The sequence below is a fragment of the Mycobacteroides sp. H003 genome (assembly GCF_001440135.1).
GTDB classification, from domain to species: domain Bacteria; phylum Actinomycetota; class Actinomycetes; order Mycobacteriales; family Mycobacteriaceae; genus Mycobacterium; species Mycobacterium gwanakae.
Window position 1 is genome coordinate 26992 of record NZ_LJYL01000030.1, and the last position, 13978, is coordinate 40969.

At 63.1% G+C, this 13978-nt stretch carries 12 protein-coding genes; 7 read left to right on the forward strand and 5 right to left on the reverse strand.

The features are described from left to right. The first annotated feature begins 149 nt into the window (after positions 1-149). Positions 150-2879, forward strand: coding sequence for a LuxR family transcriptional regulator (locus tag AOT87_RS19260; protein WP_131727281.1), 2730 nt, complete (start codon positions 150-152; stop codon positions 2877-2879). Between the two features lie 137 nt (positions 2880-3016). Further along, entirely contained in the window at positions 3017-4795 is a 1779-nt protein-coding gene (locus AOT87_RS19265) for a glycoside hydrolase (RefSeq protein ID WP_057970356.1), read from the forward strand. A 2-nt stretch (positions 4796-4797) separates the two neighbouring features. On the opposite strand, the gene AOT87_RS19270 is transcribed toward AOT87_RS19265, so the two are convergent. From AOT87_RS19270 to AOT87_RS19285, 4 genes are all read right to left on the reverse strand, one after another. Next, positions 4798-5247 carry a pyrimidine dimer DNA glycosylase/endonuclease V gene (locus tag AOT87_RS19270; RefSeq protein ID WP_057967713.1) on the reverse strand — a complete coding sequence of 150 codons (450 nt, stop codon included), beginning with the start codon at positions 5245-5247 and terminating at the stop codon, positions 4798-4800. A gap of 48 nt (positions 5248-5295) precedes the next feature. Beyond that, complete coding sequence (locus AOT87_RS19275) at positions 5296-6183, reverse strand: SDR family NAD(P)-dependent oxidoreductase (RefSeq protein WP_057967714.1); 888 nt, start codon at positions 6181-6183, stop codon at positions 5296-5298. Positions 6184-6419: 236 nt separating this feature from the next. Then, the gene (locus tag AOT87_RS19280; protein WP_057967729.1) at positions 6420-6611 is read right to left on the reverse strand and encodes a PASTA domain-containing protein; all 192 of its coding nucleotides are present in this window, start codon (positions 6609-6611) and stop codon (positions 6420-6422) included. Positions 6612-6730: 119 nt separating this feature from the next. After that, positions 6731-8269, reverse strand: a complete 1539-nt coding sequence (locus AOT87_RS19285; RefSeq protein WP_057967715.1) for an acyl-CoA synthetase — start codon at positions 8267-8269, stop codon at positions 6731-6733. 142 nt (positions 8270-8411) lie between these two features. Between AOT87_RS19285 and AOT87_RS28470 the strand changes: the two genes are divergently transcribed. The 5 genes from AOT87_RS28470 to AOT87_RS19305 all read left to right on the forward strand — a co-directional run bounded on the left by AOT87_RS28470 (position 8412) and on the right by AOT87_RS19305 (position 12571). Next, complete coding sequence (locus AOT87_RS28470; protein WP_109398685.1) at positions 8412-8567, forward strand: hypothetical protein; 156 nt, start codon at positions 8412-8414, stop codon at positions 8565-8567. Between the two features lie 4 nt (positions 8568-8571). Further along, on the forward strand, positions 8572-9702 hold the full coding sequence (locus AOT87_RS19290) for a YeiH family protein (RefSeq protein WP_057967716.1): 1131 nt from the start codon (positions 8572-8574) through the stop codon (positions 9700-9702). 90 nt (positions 9703-9792) lie between these two features. Further along, positions 9793-11118, forward strand: a complete 1326-nt coding sequence (locus tag AOT87_RS19295) for a cytosine permease (protein ID WP_057967717.1) — start codon at positions 9793-9795, stop codon at positions 11116-11118. Then, the gene (locus AOT87_RS19300) at positions 11115-11792 is read left to right on the forward strand and encodes an isochorismatase family cysteine hydrolase (RefSeq protein ID WP_057967718.1); all 678 of its coding nucleotides are present in this window, start codon (positions 11115-11117) and stop codon (positions 11790-11792) included. Before AOT87_RS19295 ends, AOT87_RS19300 begins: the two co-directional genes overlap by 4 nt. A 59-nt stretch (positions 11793-11851) precedes the next feature. Beyond that, the gene (locus tag AOT87_RS19305) at positions 11852-12571 is read left to right on the forward strand and encodes a DUF2275 domain-containing protein (RefSeq protein ID WP_030097058.1); all 720 of its coding nucleotides are present in this window, start codon (positions 11852-11854) and stop codon (positions 12569-12571) included. Here the strand turns inward: AOT87_RS19305 and AOT87_RS19310 are convergent. Further along, positions 12560-13960 carry a PepSY-associated TM helix domain-containing protein gene (locus AOT87_RS19310; RefSeq protein ID WP_057967719.1) on the reverse strand — a complete coding sequence of 467 codons (1401 nt, stop codon included), beginning with the start codon at positions 13958-13960 and terminating at the stop codon, positions 12560-12562. The genes AOT87_RS19305 and AOT87_RS19310 overlap by 12 nt on opposite strands. Positions 13961-13978 lie beyond the last annotated feature (18 nt).

Genomic DNA, 13978 nt, shown 5'->3' on the forward strand with positions numbered 1-13978 from the left:
GCCAGGCTCCTGGTTTTGCGATTACGGTTGATCATGGCCTCTTTCTGTAGGGTGGGGCGGATTGCAGCCTTGTTCTTGTTGATTCGAGTTGACCATGACAAGAGGTTGCGGTGGAGAAGGTTAGATGGAGTTCACAATCATTGCGGCCGTTGCGCGGTCGCAATGATCACGTAAGGCGCATCGTCGAGATACTGGATGTTGCGGCAAAGACGCGGCGCTGCAAGATACTTCTGCTGGAGTCTCCGGTCGGCAGCGGCAAGAGCCGGCTCCTGCTCGAGTCAATGTTGTTGGCCGACCGCCGCGGCTACGCGGTGATCGATGGTCTCCCGGAAAAGCCGCGCGTCATGAAGTCCTCGATGACACGAGCCTGTCAGCTCGAGTCTCAAATCAAGGATCTGCTCAGGCGGGGGCCGGTTTTGGTGGCCGTCGATGATCTCCAATGGGTCGACACCCCGAGCGTGGAAGCGTTGTTGGGCTTGGTTGATAGGTTTGCAGGCGTCCCGTTGGTGTGGGAATTTGCGCTCAGGCCAGGAGGTTTGGATGATCTCGGCGGGTATTTCTTTAGGGCGATGAGCCGAGATGGGCGAGCCGAGTGGCTCCAGCCACTGGGAGCGTTATCTGAGTCGGCGATTGCCGAAGTTGTCGGTGATCTGCTCGAGGCGGAACCCAGTCAGGATCTGGTGAGATTGTGCGAGTGTTTTGACGCCACTCCGCAGGTCACGGTGCAGCTGATTCAGGGGTTGATAGAGGATGGCGCGATCGAGGTAGATCACGGTGTGGCGAAGCTGAAACCTGAGAAACCTGATCCTTATGCCGGTGAAACCATAATGGCACCAGCATGTTTGGCATCTCTGGTGTCAGATCGACTTTCTGGGCTGCGGGGAGTAAGTCGAGAGGCGCTGCAAGTGGCGGCCGTTTTGGGCCGGGTGTTCTGTCCGGAAGATTTATCGGAGATGCTCGGATGTTCTCCGGCGGAGTTGGTGGCTCCGCTGTCGGAGGCCGTGGCCGCTGGTTTGATTGTTGCTCAAGCGGTTGACTTCGCCTTTCCGCATGATCTGATCCGCCGTGCGGTGCTGGGGAGCGTCCCGGCTCCCTTGGTCCCGCTACTGCATCGTCAAGCCGCAGCAATGCTGGTCGAACGAAACGGTGGACACACGGAGAGGTCCGCTGTGCATTTGTTACATGGACACGCGAATGATGCGGAGGCGGCTGGGATCATCGCCCGGATCGCTGAACGATTGATGTCGGTTGCGCCTGAGTCAGCTGCCACCTTGGCATTGCGCGGAATGGAGAAGGCGCCCAAGGGTAGTCGTGTGTACCTGAGGATGGCCGGCATTGCGGTCGTTGGGTTGCTTCGGTCCGGGAGTCTAGCTCGAGCGGCCGAAATCGCTGAGCAGGTCATGCGCGACCCGTGGGAGGGAGCCGGCGTAATGGTTGACCGGGTTCGGGCGGGCCTGATTACCGCGATGGCGCTGCGCGGAGAGACAGACGGAGCTTTTGTGCTGGCATCGCATTCACAAGGTCCTGCAGACGGTCGTGCTGTACGTCGTACCCAGCTGGTGCGGCTGGCGCTTTCGTTCTTTTCGCAGATCGAGTCTGTCGAGACTACGGCCGAGGGGATCCTGTCCGATTCGACGTCATGCCCAGCCTCTATGACGATGGCGGCGATGTCGATACGTGCGACGGTGTCCTGGCGTCGAGGCAAGGCTTCCGATGCGTTGTGCGCAATCGAGGAATCGGTTGACCTGTGGCAAAGACAATCTGGCGACTCCTTTGATTCCTACCCGTTGTGGCAGAAGGCGTGGATGCTGCTGCGGATGCAGGAGTTGGACGCCGCCGACGGCGCAATCGAGGCCCTCGGCCGGGTTATTGAGTCCAGCAGGACGGAAGTGCTGGTTCCGGTCTATTTGTCGTTGCGTGGATGGTGTCGACTCGCCCGCGGCGATGTGGCCGGAGCAGAAGTGGACGGCTCCGATGCGTTGAGCTTGTGCTATCGCTACCGGATGCAACTGCCCGTTCCGTGGCTGCACGCGTTTCTGGCATGTACTGCGCTACGCCGTGGCGAGCTGGGATTGGCATCCGACTGCGTGCAACGCCTTGACGAGTGTCTCCCGCACAATCAGCAACATCCGTTGTGGGGGCTGCGGTGCCTGATCCGCGCTCAGGTAAGTGCGGCCGGCGGTGAGCCTGGGACGGCGCTCCGAGCTCTGCTCGACGCTGGCGACAGCCTGGAACTGATAATCGCGGACCCTGCGTCTGCAGCCTGGTGTGTGCGGCTGGCGCGGAGTGTCGGCCACGAATCCTTTGCTCGGGATGTAGTACGGACTTCCCGGATGATCAGCGAGCTGAACCCGGATCAGCCATTCTTGGCGGTAGTGGCGGATCACTGCCGGGCACTGATGGACCGTGATGCCGTTATCGTCAAATCCCTTGCGGGCCAATATACGGATCCGTGGGTTCACGCTTCGGCGACAGAGGACGCCGGGGTGTTGCTGGCAGCAGTGGACCGTGCGACCGCGGTAGCTGAACTCAGTGCCGCGATGGCGGTTTACGTGGAGTTGGGCGCGGACTGGGACGCTGCCCGGGTTCGGCATCGGCTGCGTGACCTCGGTGTCCGACGGCGGCATTGGAGTCACACCACGCGTGCATCCACGGGTTGGGCAAGTCTGACCATTGCCGAGGAGAAGGTGGCGCGGCTGGCCGCTGGAGGTCTCACCAATCGCCAGGTCGCGCGGGAGCTCTTTATCTCTGCCCACACAGTGGGGTTCCATCTGCGCCAGATTTACCGCAAGCTGGAGATTCGGTCGCGGGTAGATCTGGCAAGAATCGCGCCACCTGAAGTGTGCGATGTGCTGGGTGGCGAGCGGGGAGAAGGATGATCTGTGATTCACCCACAGGTGGTGGGGCTGCACGGGGAGGCGCATTTGTTGTCGCAGTTGTCGTGCTCATCGCGGCCGTAGCGTGCGTCTCTTCAGGTCCGCGTTCCAGAAAGCCGACCATTTCCGGTGATGGCACAGTGGTCACTTTCCCTGTCGGCGAAGACGTTCTGCGGTTGGATCTGCGCGACCTCCGTGTGAACGGAGCGGCGGAGCTTTCACGGGCGACCGTGACACGTATCGGTGCGCCGAGTGCGGTCCGGATAGACGATCGCGGGGCGGTGACGTGGAGCTATCCAGACAGCGGATTTACGTTTACCGCGACTGCTCGCGATGGCCGTCTCGTTGTCGATGTGACGAGTGATCGAGATCAGAACCTGGCATGGCCCATTGCGGGCGCCGATGCCACTGACTTGCAATTGCCGCTCGGGGGCGGCGTGAGCATCCCAATTCACGATCCCACCTGGACCAAACCCGAGGTGGGTATCGTGGGCGACCATCCCATACAGGAATTGACCATGCCAATCTTGGGCTACTCCTACGTGGGCACCGGGGTCAGCTATGTCGTGCCCACGGATCTGGGCTCGACGCTGACGCTGGACTCCAATCTGGTGGGCACGGTGTCGCACACATTCAGCAAGAGCCGCGGCACCCAGAACTATGCCGTGTCTATGGCGATTACCGATGGATCGCCCACCGCCGCGGCACGGAGTTACCGCACGCTGCTCCAAGGGCAGAACAAATTCGTCACCCTGGCCGACAAAATCAAGGCCAATCCGGACGTACAAAAGCTGATCGGGGCATTTCACGCGTACACGTGGGCCGGTGGGCGTGAACCTGAAACAGTGCTGAGACTGCGTGCGCTGGGGATACGGCGAATGTGGCTTGGGTATGACGACGATGGGGACCCGCCGATGAACTCCGCAGCCGTTGAGGCAGCGAAAGAAGCTGGGTATCTGATTGGGCCGTATGTGTCCTTTGACAATGCCCAAGACCCAGCGGGGGAGATCGATAATCCCGGGTCGCGATGGCCGGCGGGCATCTATCCCAATGCCTGTGTCCACACCGCAGAAGGAAAGACAGTCAACGGATTTCAAGACCGCGGCTGCTACCTGAGCTCGCAAGCCCTAGCGCAGATGCCTGACCTCGTGCAAGCGCGGGTTCGCTCGCGCACGGCAAACGGTGCCAACAGTGTCTTTGTGGACGTCGACGCGACCGGTATGACTTTCGATGACTACACACCGGGCCACCCGATGACACAAGATCAAGACCGGCGTAACCGCGTGAATCGACTCGACGAGATTGGCAAGCGGTATGTGCTGGGTTCGGAAACGGTGGGTTCCTGGGCCGCGAGCACCGTGGCGTTCAGTCATGGATCCAGCACACCCATCATTTCCGCCCTGTGGCCCCTGGAACGGGACAAAGGAATCTGGGGAGAGTATTGGGGGGAAGACGGACCTCAGTTCTTCTTCAAGCAAGTTCAGCTCCCAGCGGTGCTGCACGACACGATGTTCAACCCAAAGTATCGAATTCCACTATATGAGAGCGTATTTCACGACTCGGTGGTCAGCACTGATAGGTGGGAGCTGCCGTTCAACAAGTTCCCTGCCGAGAAGCGGAATCGGGCGCTTTTAGCGCTGCTCAATCTGGCCCCAATGATGTATGCCTTGAATACAGACACCCTTGACCGTGAAGGGGCTGATTTAGCGGCCCTGCAGACGTTCTATTCCAAGCTGAGCGACACCGCGGGTACTGAACCACTGTCCGCATTCGAATGGCTCACTGCGGATCGACTCGTGCAGCGGACAGTTTTCGGAGACAGGAAGCTCACCGTCACAGCCAATTTTGGTGATGTGCCCTACGCCGATGTTGCCCCGGGTTGTGTGGCGGCAGAACCGGGTGGTGTCTTCTGTCCGTGAACTCACACGGAGTAGGCGGGCAGCACCTTCTCCCAGTTTTCGATGTCGCCGTGTACCGGGCGAAAGATGGGGTGCGGGCGCAGCCGCGTGGAACTGTTGGTCGCGAGAAGCTCCGGATTGCGTTGGGCCAGTTTGGTGTCCAGTAGCCAGCGTTCGTAGGCGAGTTGCCCGCGATGCACGTCGATCAATGGTTCGAACGCGGCCGCGGGAAAACCGATGAGCTCACGGTTGAACCGATAGCCGCGCTGGTCGGCCTCATCGGCGAGGCCCGCCAGGTAGGCGCCGACGGCGGCAACTGGCTCTGCCAGCGATGTGAACCGTTCCAGCTGCGGGTGGTTGCGGTATCCGCGAGTGCGTCCTTGCAGCACCTTCTGCGCCAGGAGACTCTCCCGCCAGCACGCGACCAGCCCCTTGGCATCGAGGTTGCATGGATGTAGGGACCACAGTCGCATGCCTTCTCTGTACCTGACGGCAGCGATGGTGGCCGCGCAGACACGGTGCTACAGGTTCACCAACTCGCGCGACCGCTGCCAAAGTTCCTCTTGTGCCTGCTGGTTGGAGCGGATCCGGACGGCGGGCAGTACGCCCAGACCCGGGGTCGACGTGAAGAACTGCCCGCTGATTGTCGCGAGGTCATCATCGAGCACCAGCCGAATGCCCATCCGGGCTCCCTGATCGGGGCGCCGCACGAATGGTGTGCGTGAGGCCAGGCCCGCCGCGGCGGTGAGGATGCGGCTGTCCCGAACCAGCCCGGTCGAGACCATGCCCGGGCAGAAGCAATTGACCGTCACCCCGGTGCCCTCCAGCCGCCGCGCGAGTTCCTGGGTGAACAGGATGTTCATCAATTTGGACTGTCCGTACCGGACCTCGGAGCCAATGGCGTTGTAGGAGCGTGGTTCTGCGAAACGGTCCAAGTTGATGCGCGGCCATGATCGGTGCGCCTCGGATGCGGTGATGACGATGCGCGCGTGATCCGCGGCGATGATCGGCTCCAGCAACAGGTTGGTCAGCAGAAACGGTCCGAGGTGGTTGGTCGCCGTCATCAGGTCAAAGCCGTCCACGCTGGGCTTGCTCGACAGGGAATGAATGCCGGCGTTGTTCACCAGGGTGTTGATCCGGGGGTGCGTCGCGGCGATCTCGCGGGCCGCTGCCCGCACCGAGTCCAGGTCGGCGAGGTCGGCCTGGATGTACTCCGGCGCGGTGATCGCCCCGTTCTCGGCCGCCAGCTCCCGGATCGTGTCGGCTGCCTTGACGGGGTCGCGTGCCACCAGCGTGAGCAGCGCCCCGCGCCGCACCAGCGCACGGGCAATTTCCTTGCCGATCCCATTGGTGGCACCGGTGATGACGATCCGGGAACCGGCGATGGGGCGATCTGGATAGGTGGCCATGATCCTCCTCAATGAGCGAACTCGATGCATTCAAATGCTGACAGTATGTGAATGCTATGAGCATTGCAATGGGTGCGCGGTGGTGTCAAGGACACAGACGTCAGAAGAGGGCGGCGCGAACTCGGCCTCACGATGTGGGACGAGGTCAGCACGGCACCCTATAGGCGCGTGTGTTGGACCGCAGATTCACTCCGACGGGGTCGACCCCAGGAGTATTTGAATAGTGTTGCTGAGCTTTAGATCCCGAAAGTCAGGGTGATCTTCGCGCCCGGTTCAAGATGTGTTCCGGCGGCGGGATCTTGCGCGATGATCCGGGATTTCTGATCGGAATCATCCACGGGGACCTCTTTGGTCGCGACGCTCACCCGGCCCAGCTTGCGCAGCACCGGCTTCACGTCGGTCCACTGCAAGCCGACCAGCTGGGGCATGACGCCCGGTTGGATCACCGGAACGGTTGCACTCGATGGGCTTGACGGCGCTTCTTGGGTGGCGGGTGTCGAGCACCCTGCGAGCAGCCCCCCGGCAATGCAGATCGCGGCCACCGTTCTCATCGAGCCCCTTCCCAATACTTTTGGCGCAAAAGTCCTTTGGCCAGCTTACCGGTGGGGGTGCGCGGAAGGGTGTCGGTGAAGTCAAAGGTGCGGGGAACTTTGTATCGGGCGATGCGCTCGCGCAGGAATTCCGTCAGCTCGGCGGCCAGCGTGTCCTGGTCAGCCGACGGGTCGGCGGGTTGCACCACGGCCTTGACCGCCTCGCCCATCTCGGCATCGGGCACTCCGATCACCGCGACGTCCAGCACCTGGGGGTGTAGTGCCAGGGAGTTCTCGATCTCCTGCGGGTAGATGTTGACGCCGCCGGAGATGATCATGAATGCCTTGCGGTCGGTCAGAAAGAGGAATCCGTCGTCGTCGACGTATCCGATATCGCCCGTCGTGGTCCAGGTGTCATGCTCGGGATGGCAAGCGCTGCGGGTTTTTTCGTCGTCATTGTGATAGGTGAAGGGTCGTTCCTCGCGTTCGAAGTACACCAGCCCGGCCTCGCCGGTCGGCAGCTCTGTACCTTCCTCATCGCAGATGTGCAGCACGCCCAGTGCCGGGCTGCCGACAGAGCCCGGTCGCTTGAGCCAGTTCGCGCAGTCGATGAATGTGACGCCGTTGCCTTCGGTCGAGGAGTAGTACTCGTAGAGGATCGGCCCCCACCAGTCGATCATCGAATGCTTCACCTCGACCGGGCATGGCGCGGCGGCATGGATCGCGACCTTCAAAGACGACGTGTCGTGCCGCAGCCGGGTTTCCTTGGGCAGCTTGAGCATTCGCACGAACATTGTGGGTACCCATTGGCTGTGGGTGATCCGGTACTTCTCGATAGCCGCCAAGGCGTCATCGGCGTCGAAGCGTTCCATCACCACGGCGGTGCCGCCCATCGACTGCACAAAGCCGCAGAACCGCAAGGGCGCGGCGTGGTAGATCGGTGCCGGCGACAGGTACACGGTGTCGGCGTTGAATCCGTAGAGATGAGCGAAGAGCATCGCGAACGGATTCGGTTCGTCGACCTGCCGATCCATGAGGGGAACCTTGATGCCTTTGGGGAGTCCGGTGGTTCCCGAGGAATACAGCATGTCCGATCCCGCGGGCTGCGAGGGCAGTGGTTCGTCGGCGGCGCCGGCCAGGGCGTCCTCGTATGAGCCGTACCCGGGTACCTCGCCGCCGAACGCGAGACGCTGCGTGACCGCCGGAATATCGTCGAGAATTGCCACGGCCTGTTCGCACACACCGGCGGCGACCACGAGTGCTGTTGAACCTGAGTCGTTGACGATGTAGCTGACCTCTGCGGGGGCCAGATGGTGATTGACCGACGTGATGTAGAGGCCCGAACGCAATGCGGCCCAGTACACAACGAACACCTCGGGGGCGTTGTCGCTGAGCAATGCCACATGATCGCCCTTGCGCAGTCCGGTGTCGTACCAGTACCGGGCCAGCCGCCGGGATTGCTCGTCCAATTGTCCGTAGGTGAGGGTGGCTCCGGAGCCTGCCATGACGACGGCGGGCCTGTCGGGGAACTGGGCGGCGTGGGTACCTGGGTACACGGGCGAAGACCTTCCGACGGCATTGTCTGCGGGCGCCGTCGACTGTACTTGACGGGTGTCAAGTTCGATCCCGGGCCCCGCCTCGATTCAATACGAGCGGATGTCTTGTGAGCCTGGTGGCACGCCACGAAGATTCTGGTCCGTGACCGACGAACAGTCCGGCGCCCCGGCATCTACCGAGGGCCAGCCCACAACCTCCCTCATCGCGCGCATCGGCGTCGACTGGTGGGCAACCATCATCGCCGGTGTGATCGCCCTACTCGCGGTGGCCAATGTGCTGCCCAAGATTCCGTGGTGACTCGATGACGTCAAAGACCGAGACGCAGAACGCCGACGAGGCGTACGAAAACCCCGAAGCAAGCTTCACCTCCACGCGGCCACTGGACTACGTTCCAGGCATCTTGCTGCTCATCGGTGTGGGCTTGCTGGGCAAGTACGCGCAGATTTGGTGGAAGGACCTCGCCAAGGCGCAGCACTGGACCGTCCCCGATATCGAATATGTGTTGTGGGCCATTGTGATCGGTCTGTTGATCACCAACACCATCGGGTTGCACCGCATCTTCCGCCCGGGTGTGCAGACATACGAGTTCTGGCTCAAGATCGGCATCGTCGCGCTGGGTGCGCGCTTCGTGCTGGGTGATGTCCTCAAACTGGGCGGCACCAGCCTGGTGCAGATCCTGATCGACATGACGGTGGCGGGCGCCATCATTCTGTTGGCGGCCAAGTGGTTTGGCCTGAGCGGAAAGCTGGGTTCGCTACTAGCGATCGGTACTTCGATCTGCGGGGTGTCGGCCATCATCGCGGCCAAGGGCGCCATCCGTGCGCGCAATTCGGATGTCAGCTATGCCATCGCGTCCATCCTGGCGCTGGGTGCGGTGGCGCTGTTCACCCTTCCGGCGATTGGCCACGGGCTCGGACTGACTGACTATGAGTTCGGCCTATGGGCGGGCCTGGCCGTCGACAACACCGCAGAGACGGTGGCTACCGGGCGCCTGTACTCCGAGCACGCCGGTGACATCGCGACGGTCGTCAAGTCCACGCGCAACGCACTCATCGGCTTCGTGGTGCTCGGGTTCGCGTTGTACTGGGCGGCCCGCGGTGAGGCCGAGACCCTCGCGCCTGGGATCAAGGCCAAGGCGGCCTTCGTATGGGACAAGTTCCCCAAGTTCGTTCTCGGGTTCCTGGCGGTGTCCACCGTCGTGACCCTCGGATGGCTGACCAAGGGGCAGGTCAACAATCTGGTCAATGTGTCCAAATGGGCGTTTCTGCTGACCTTCGCCGGAGTCGGACTGAACACCAACTTCCGGGAGATCGCCCGCAGCGGTTGGCGTCCCCTGGTGGTCGCGGTGATCGGTTTGGTTGTGGTGGCGGCCGTGTCGCTGGGCCTCGTTCTGTTGACATCACGGGTCTTTGGCTGGGGTGCGCACATCTAGGCCCGGTCTCAGGTAGCGGCAGGGTGTCGTCACGCACACGTAACCGGCACGGACTGCGGACGCAACATCGCGCCACGATCCTGTGCGTCGATGTCCACAGAAGTCGCTGCCTCAACAGATGCCGGCGCAATTCCCGTAGATGCGCGCGAATCCGGGTCCGCCGAATATGAGAACGAGCCGGTTCCGCCCCATTCGCGCCGAAGTCTGACCTCGGTCGGCGCGGTGTGGCTCGGATTCCCGATGATCCTGACCTGTGCGGTGTTCGGCGGTCTCATCGTCTACTCGGTGGGATTCTGGCGCGGCATGTTGGCGATCGCATTGGGGAATGCGGTGCTGACCGGCTACGTGGGCGCCTTGAGCTACCTGGCCGGCAAGACCGGAAAGAACTTCGCGCTCACCGCGATCGGGACGTTCGGGCGACGCGGATACCGCGTGGTCTGCGCGTTCCTGGCGACCGTGGTGATCGGCTGGTTTGCGTTTCAGACGGGTCTCACCGGCTCGGTGTTGGCAGGCAGCGCCGGATGGGACGCGCGGTGGACTGCTCTTGCCGCGGGTATCGGCTATGTGGCGGTGACGCTGGTCGGCATCCGGGCGCTATCGCTGATCGGTCTCGTCGCCGCTCCGTTGTATCTGCTGCTTGGTGGGGTGGCAATTGTTCTGGCCCTGCGGAATTCGACGCTGTCGGATGCCTTTGGATACGGCGGGGCAGCGGGCTCGGCCGCGATGAGCATGGGAGCCGCGGTGACGTTGGTGGTCGCCTGCTTCATCGATTCGGGGACCATGACCGCGGACTTCACGCGATGGTCACGCGATGGGCGACAAGGCTTTTGGGCGTCGTTCGCGGCCTTCCCGCTGGGTAACAGCATCGCGATGGTGATCGGCGGCATGATCGTGGCCCTGGGTGCTGCCCGTGCCCCCGCGACAGACGGTGGGAACTTCCTCGGTGCGCTGATCGATGCGGGTGGCTGGCTGGTGCCGGTATCCATCGCATTCGTCTTCGTCAACCTGGGATCGGTGTGCACGCATTGCCTGTACAACGGCGCGGTCGGCTGGAGCCAGCTCACAGGCCACAAGATGCGATTGCTTGCGGTGCTGCTGGGCGCAGTGGGGGTGTTGTTGGCGGTGCTTGGGGTGTGGTCGCATTTCGAGCAGTGGTTGACCCTGTTGGGTGTTGTGGTCCCGCCCATCGGGACGGTGCTGATCCTCGATCAGTTGGTGCTGCCGAGGTACGGAATGGGTGTGCGCGAATCGGCCGTTCGGTGGGAATCCTTCGGGGCATGGGGGGCGGGTGCGGTGTCGGCGTTGGCCGCGCACCTGTGGGCGCCACAGCTTTCGGATGCTCTCGTGGGAATCGGCACCGCTGCGCTGGTCTACATCACGGCGCGACGCACCGTTCAGCAGGGAGTGGCGGTATGACGCGACAGGTCGATGCGCAACCGTATTCGTGGCCGTTCGACGGTCCCGTGGACCCCGAACACACCGCGGTGCTGTGCATCGACTGGCAGGTCGACTTCTGCGGCCCCGGCGGATATGTCGACACCATGGGGTATGACCTGTCGCTGACGCGGGCGGGGCTGGCACCGACGGCCCGTGTACTCGCGGCGGCGCGCGCGGCCGGCATGACCGTTATCCATACCCGTGAGGGCCATCGGCCGGACCTGTCCGATCTTCCGGCCAACAAGCGGTGGCGCTCGGCCAGGATCGGCGCGGAGATCGGTGTGGCGGGACCCTGCGGACGAATCCTGGTGCAGGGGGAGCCGGGGTGGCAGATCGTGCCGGAGGTCGCCCCGCTACCGGGCGAGCCCGTCATCGATAAACCCGGCAAGGGGGCGTTCTATGCGACCGACCTCGATTTGGTGTTACGCACCCGCGGCATTCGATACATCGTGCTGACGGGCATCACGACAGACGTCTGCGTGCACACCACCATGCGTGAAGCCAACGATCGCGGTTTCGAATGCCTCATCCTGTCGGACTGCACGGGCGCGACCGATCCCGGAAATCACGTGGCCGCGCTCAAGATGGTGACCATGCAGGGCGGAGTGTTCGGCGCGGTTGCCGATTCGAATCAGCTGCTCGCGGCGTTTTAGACACCGGCAGATCAGGGGGTCTTTACACCCAACGTCACGCGATAGGCGACGATGGAGGGGTGAACTGTCAGGAAGTGCGCGAGCAGCTGTCGGCGTGGGTCGACGGTGAGCAGGCAAGCGTTGCGCGCAAGCGTCTGGATGAGCATGTGCTCTCCTGCGCGTCCTGCCGGGAATGGCTAGGGCTGGCGCGCGGGCTGGAACGTCAGTTCGCCTACGCGCGTTCGGCTCCGACCCACGACCTGACCGGGCAGATCCTGGCTGCCGCTGCTGTCGAACCCCTGACCCGAACGGCCCGTTACGCGCACTGGGCCCGTCACAACATCAACCGGTGCGCTTTGGTGCTCATCGGGCTGCTCCAACTGGGAGTGGCCGGTATGCAGGTCGCCGGAATCGACTTCGGGATGGTGTCTTCGCATCACCACGGTGCGATGACCGGAGCACACCTCATGAACGAATCCACCGCCTGGGTGGTGGCGCTCGGTGTGGCCATGGTGATCGCCGGTGTTCGTCCGGCCGCCGCGGCCGGAATGGCAACGGTGCTGGGAGCGTTCGCGCTAGTACTCACCGGATACGTCATTAATGACGCCGTCAACGACCAGGTCACCCTGGCCCGCATCATCAGTCACTCGCCGGTGCTACTCGGATTGATCTTCGCGCTGCTGGTCCTGCGCGACTACCGCGCGGGGCGTACACCGCCCAACCAGCATCGTGCGGTGTTCCTGGATGAAGTGGCAGCCGGGGAGCGGCATCTGCGCTCCGCCGACAACTCAGCCGCCTGAGGCTCCGGCGCGACGGCCGGCCACAAATCCCCACACGAGGTCGATGGCGAGGAATGCCGCCAGCGAGATTCCCAGCAGCGGTGTGAACCAACCGATCGCGATGACCAGTAGGGCAAGGGCCACCAGCTCCAGGGGCTTGAGCGCGAGCAGGCCTCCCCGCTTCGGCGGCACCGGCAGGCGCCCGCTCCTGGTCGGGCGTCGGCGCCACCACATCAGGTAGCCGCGGGTTATGACGGTGATCAGCCCAATGACGATGAGCGCCACGAGGATCTGATTCGGGATGCCGAACAGGATGCCCATATGGCCGTCGATCGCCCATTCGGTCGATTTCTGCAGCAGTGACCAGTCAGAGAAGTTACTGCGCCCGGTGATCTGTCCGTTCGATGGGTTCACCGTGATGGTGTCCAGCTGCGTGGGGAGATCTCGCTTGCGCTCGGCCACCAGCCAGGCCGTATTGGGCTCCGGCGGTGGTGTCATCCACAGCGGGCCGCGCAGCCCGGCCTCGTGCACCGTCTGCAGCACCTTGTCGATGCCCGCCAGCGGCTCTCCTGTCGGCATCGGGGCGGCGCCATGATGTTCATGCCCGGTCATGGGCTTGGCGGCCGCCGGATCGAGTTCGGTGGACAGCGCCGGCCGGATGGCCTGGGTGATGTTGCCGATATTGGTGCCGGCATACCGCGACCAGGTGAGCCCTGTTACCGAAAGTGCCAGCAGCCCAACGATTATCCAGACTCCCACGGCGCCGTGCCAAGTCAATCTGCGTCGGCGTGGGGTGGCATCGCGGTCGGGGAGTGCGATCCTGCTCAGCCGTGCGGTGCGGCGGCGGTAGCCGATCCACAGGAACAGGCCGCCAAGAGCCACCACCCACAACCAGCTGGCGGCGAGTTCGCTGTAGTTGCGCCCGAACGCGCCCAGATGCAGGTTCCGGTGAAGTTCGTCGAACCAGGCACGCACCGGCAGCCACTCGCCGTAGGTGGTCAACGTTCCCCGGATCTGGCCGTTGTACGGGTCGACGAACACGGTGCGTGAGTAGTCGGCAGGCACGTCCTCGGTGGCGAAGACGATCCGCGTGGAGTCATCGGGGCGTGCGGGTGGGCGGATGGATGTCACCGTCCCTGCCGGTTGTGCCGCGGTGGCCGCCGCCACCTGTTGTGAGAGTGGCAGCTGCTGGGATCCCACCGAATCGACTTTCAGTTCATGGCGGTACACGGCGGCGTCGACCTGCCCCACCAGCGCATAGGCGAGCCCAGTGAGCGCTGCGACCAGAAGGAATGGCCCAACGAGGAGCCCCGCATAGAAGTGCAGACGCAGTACGATCGGTGCTAATCGTCCCCACACGGTGTCGGGCTGGGACTCGCGGGCCTCGGGCCGATCCTCGGTATATGTCACGGGATATTGGTCGGATGA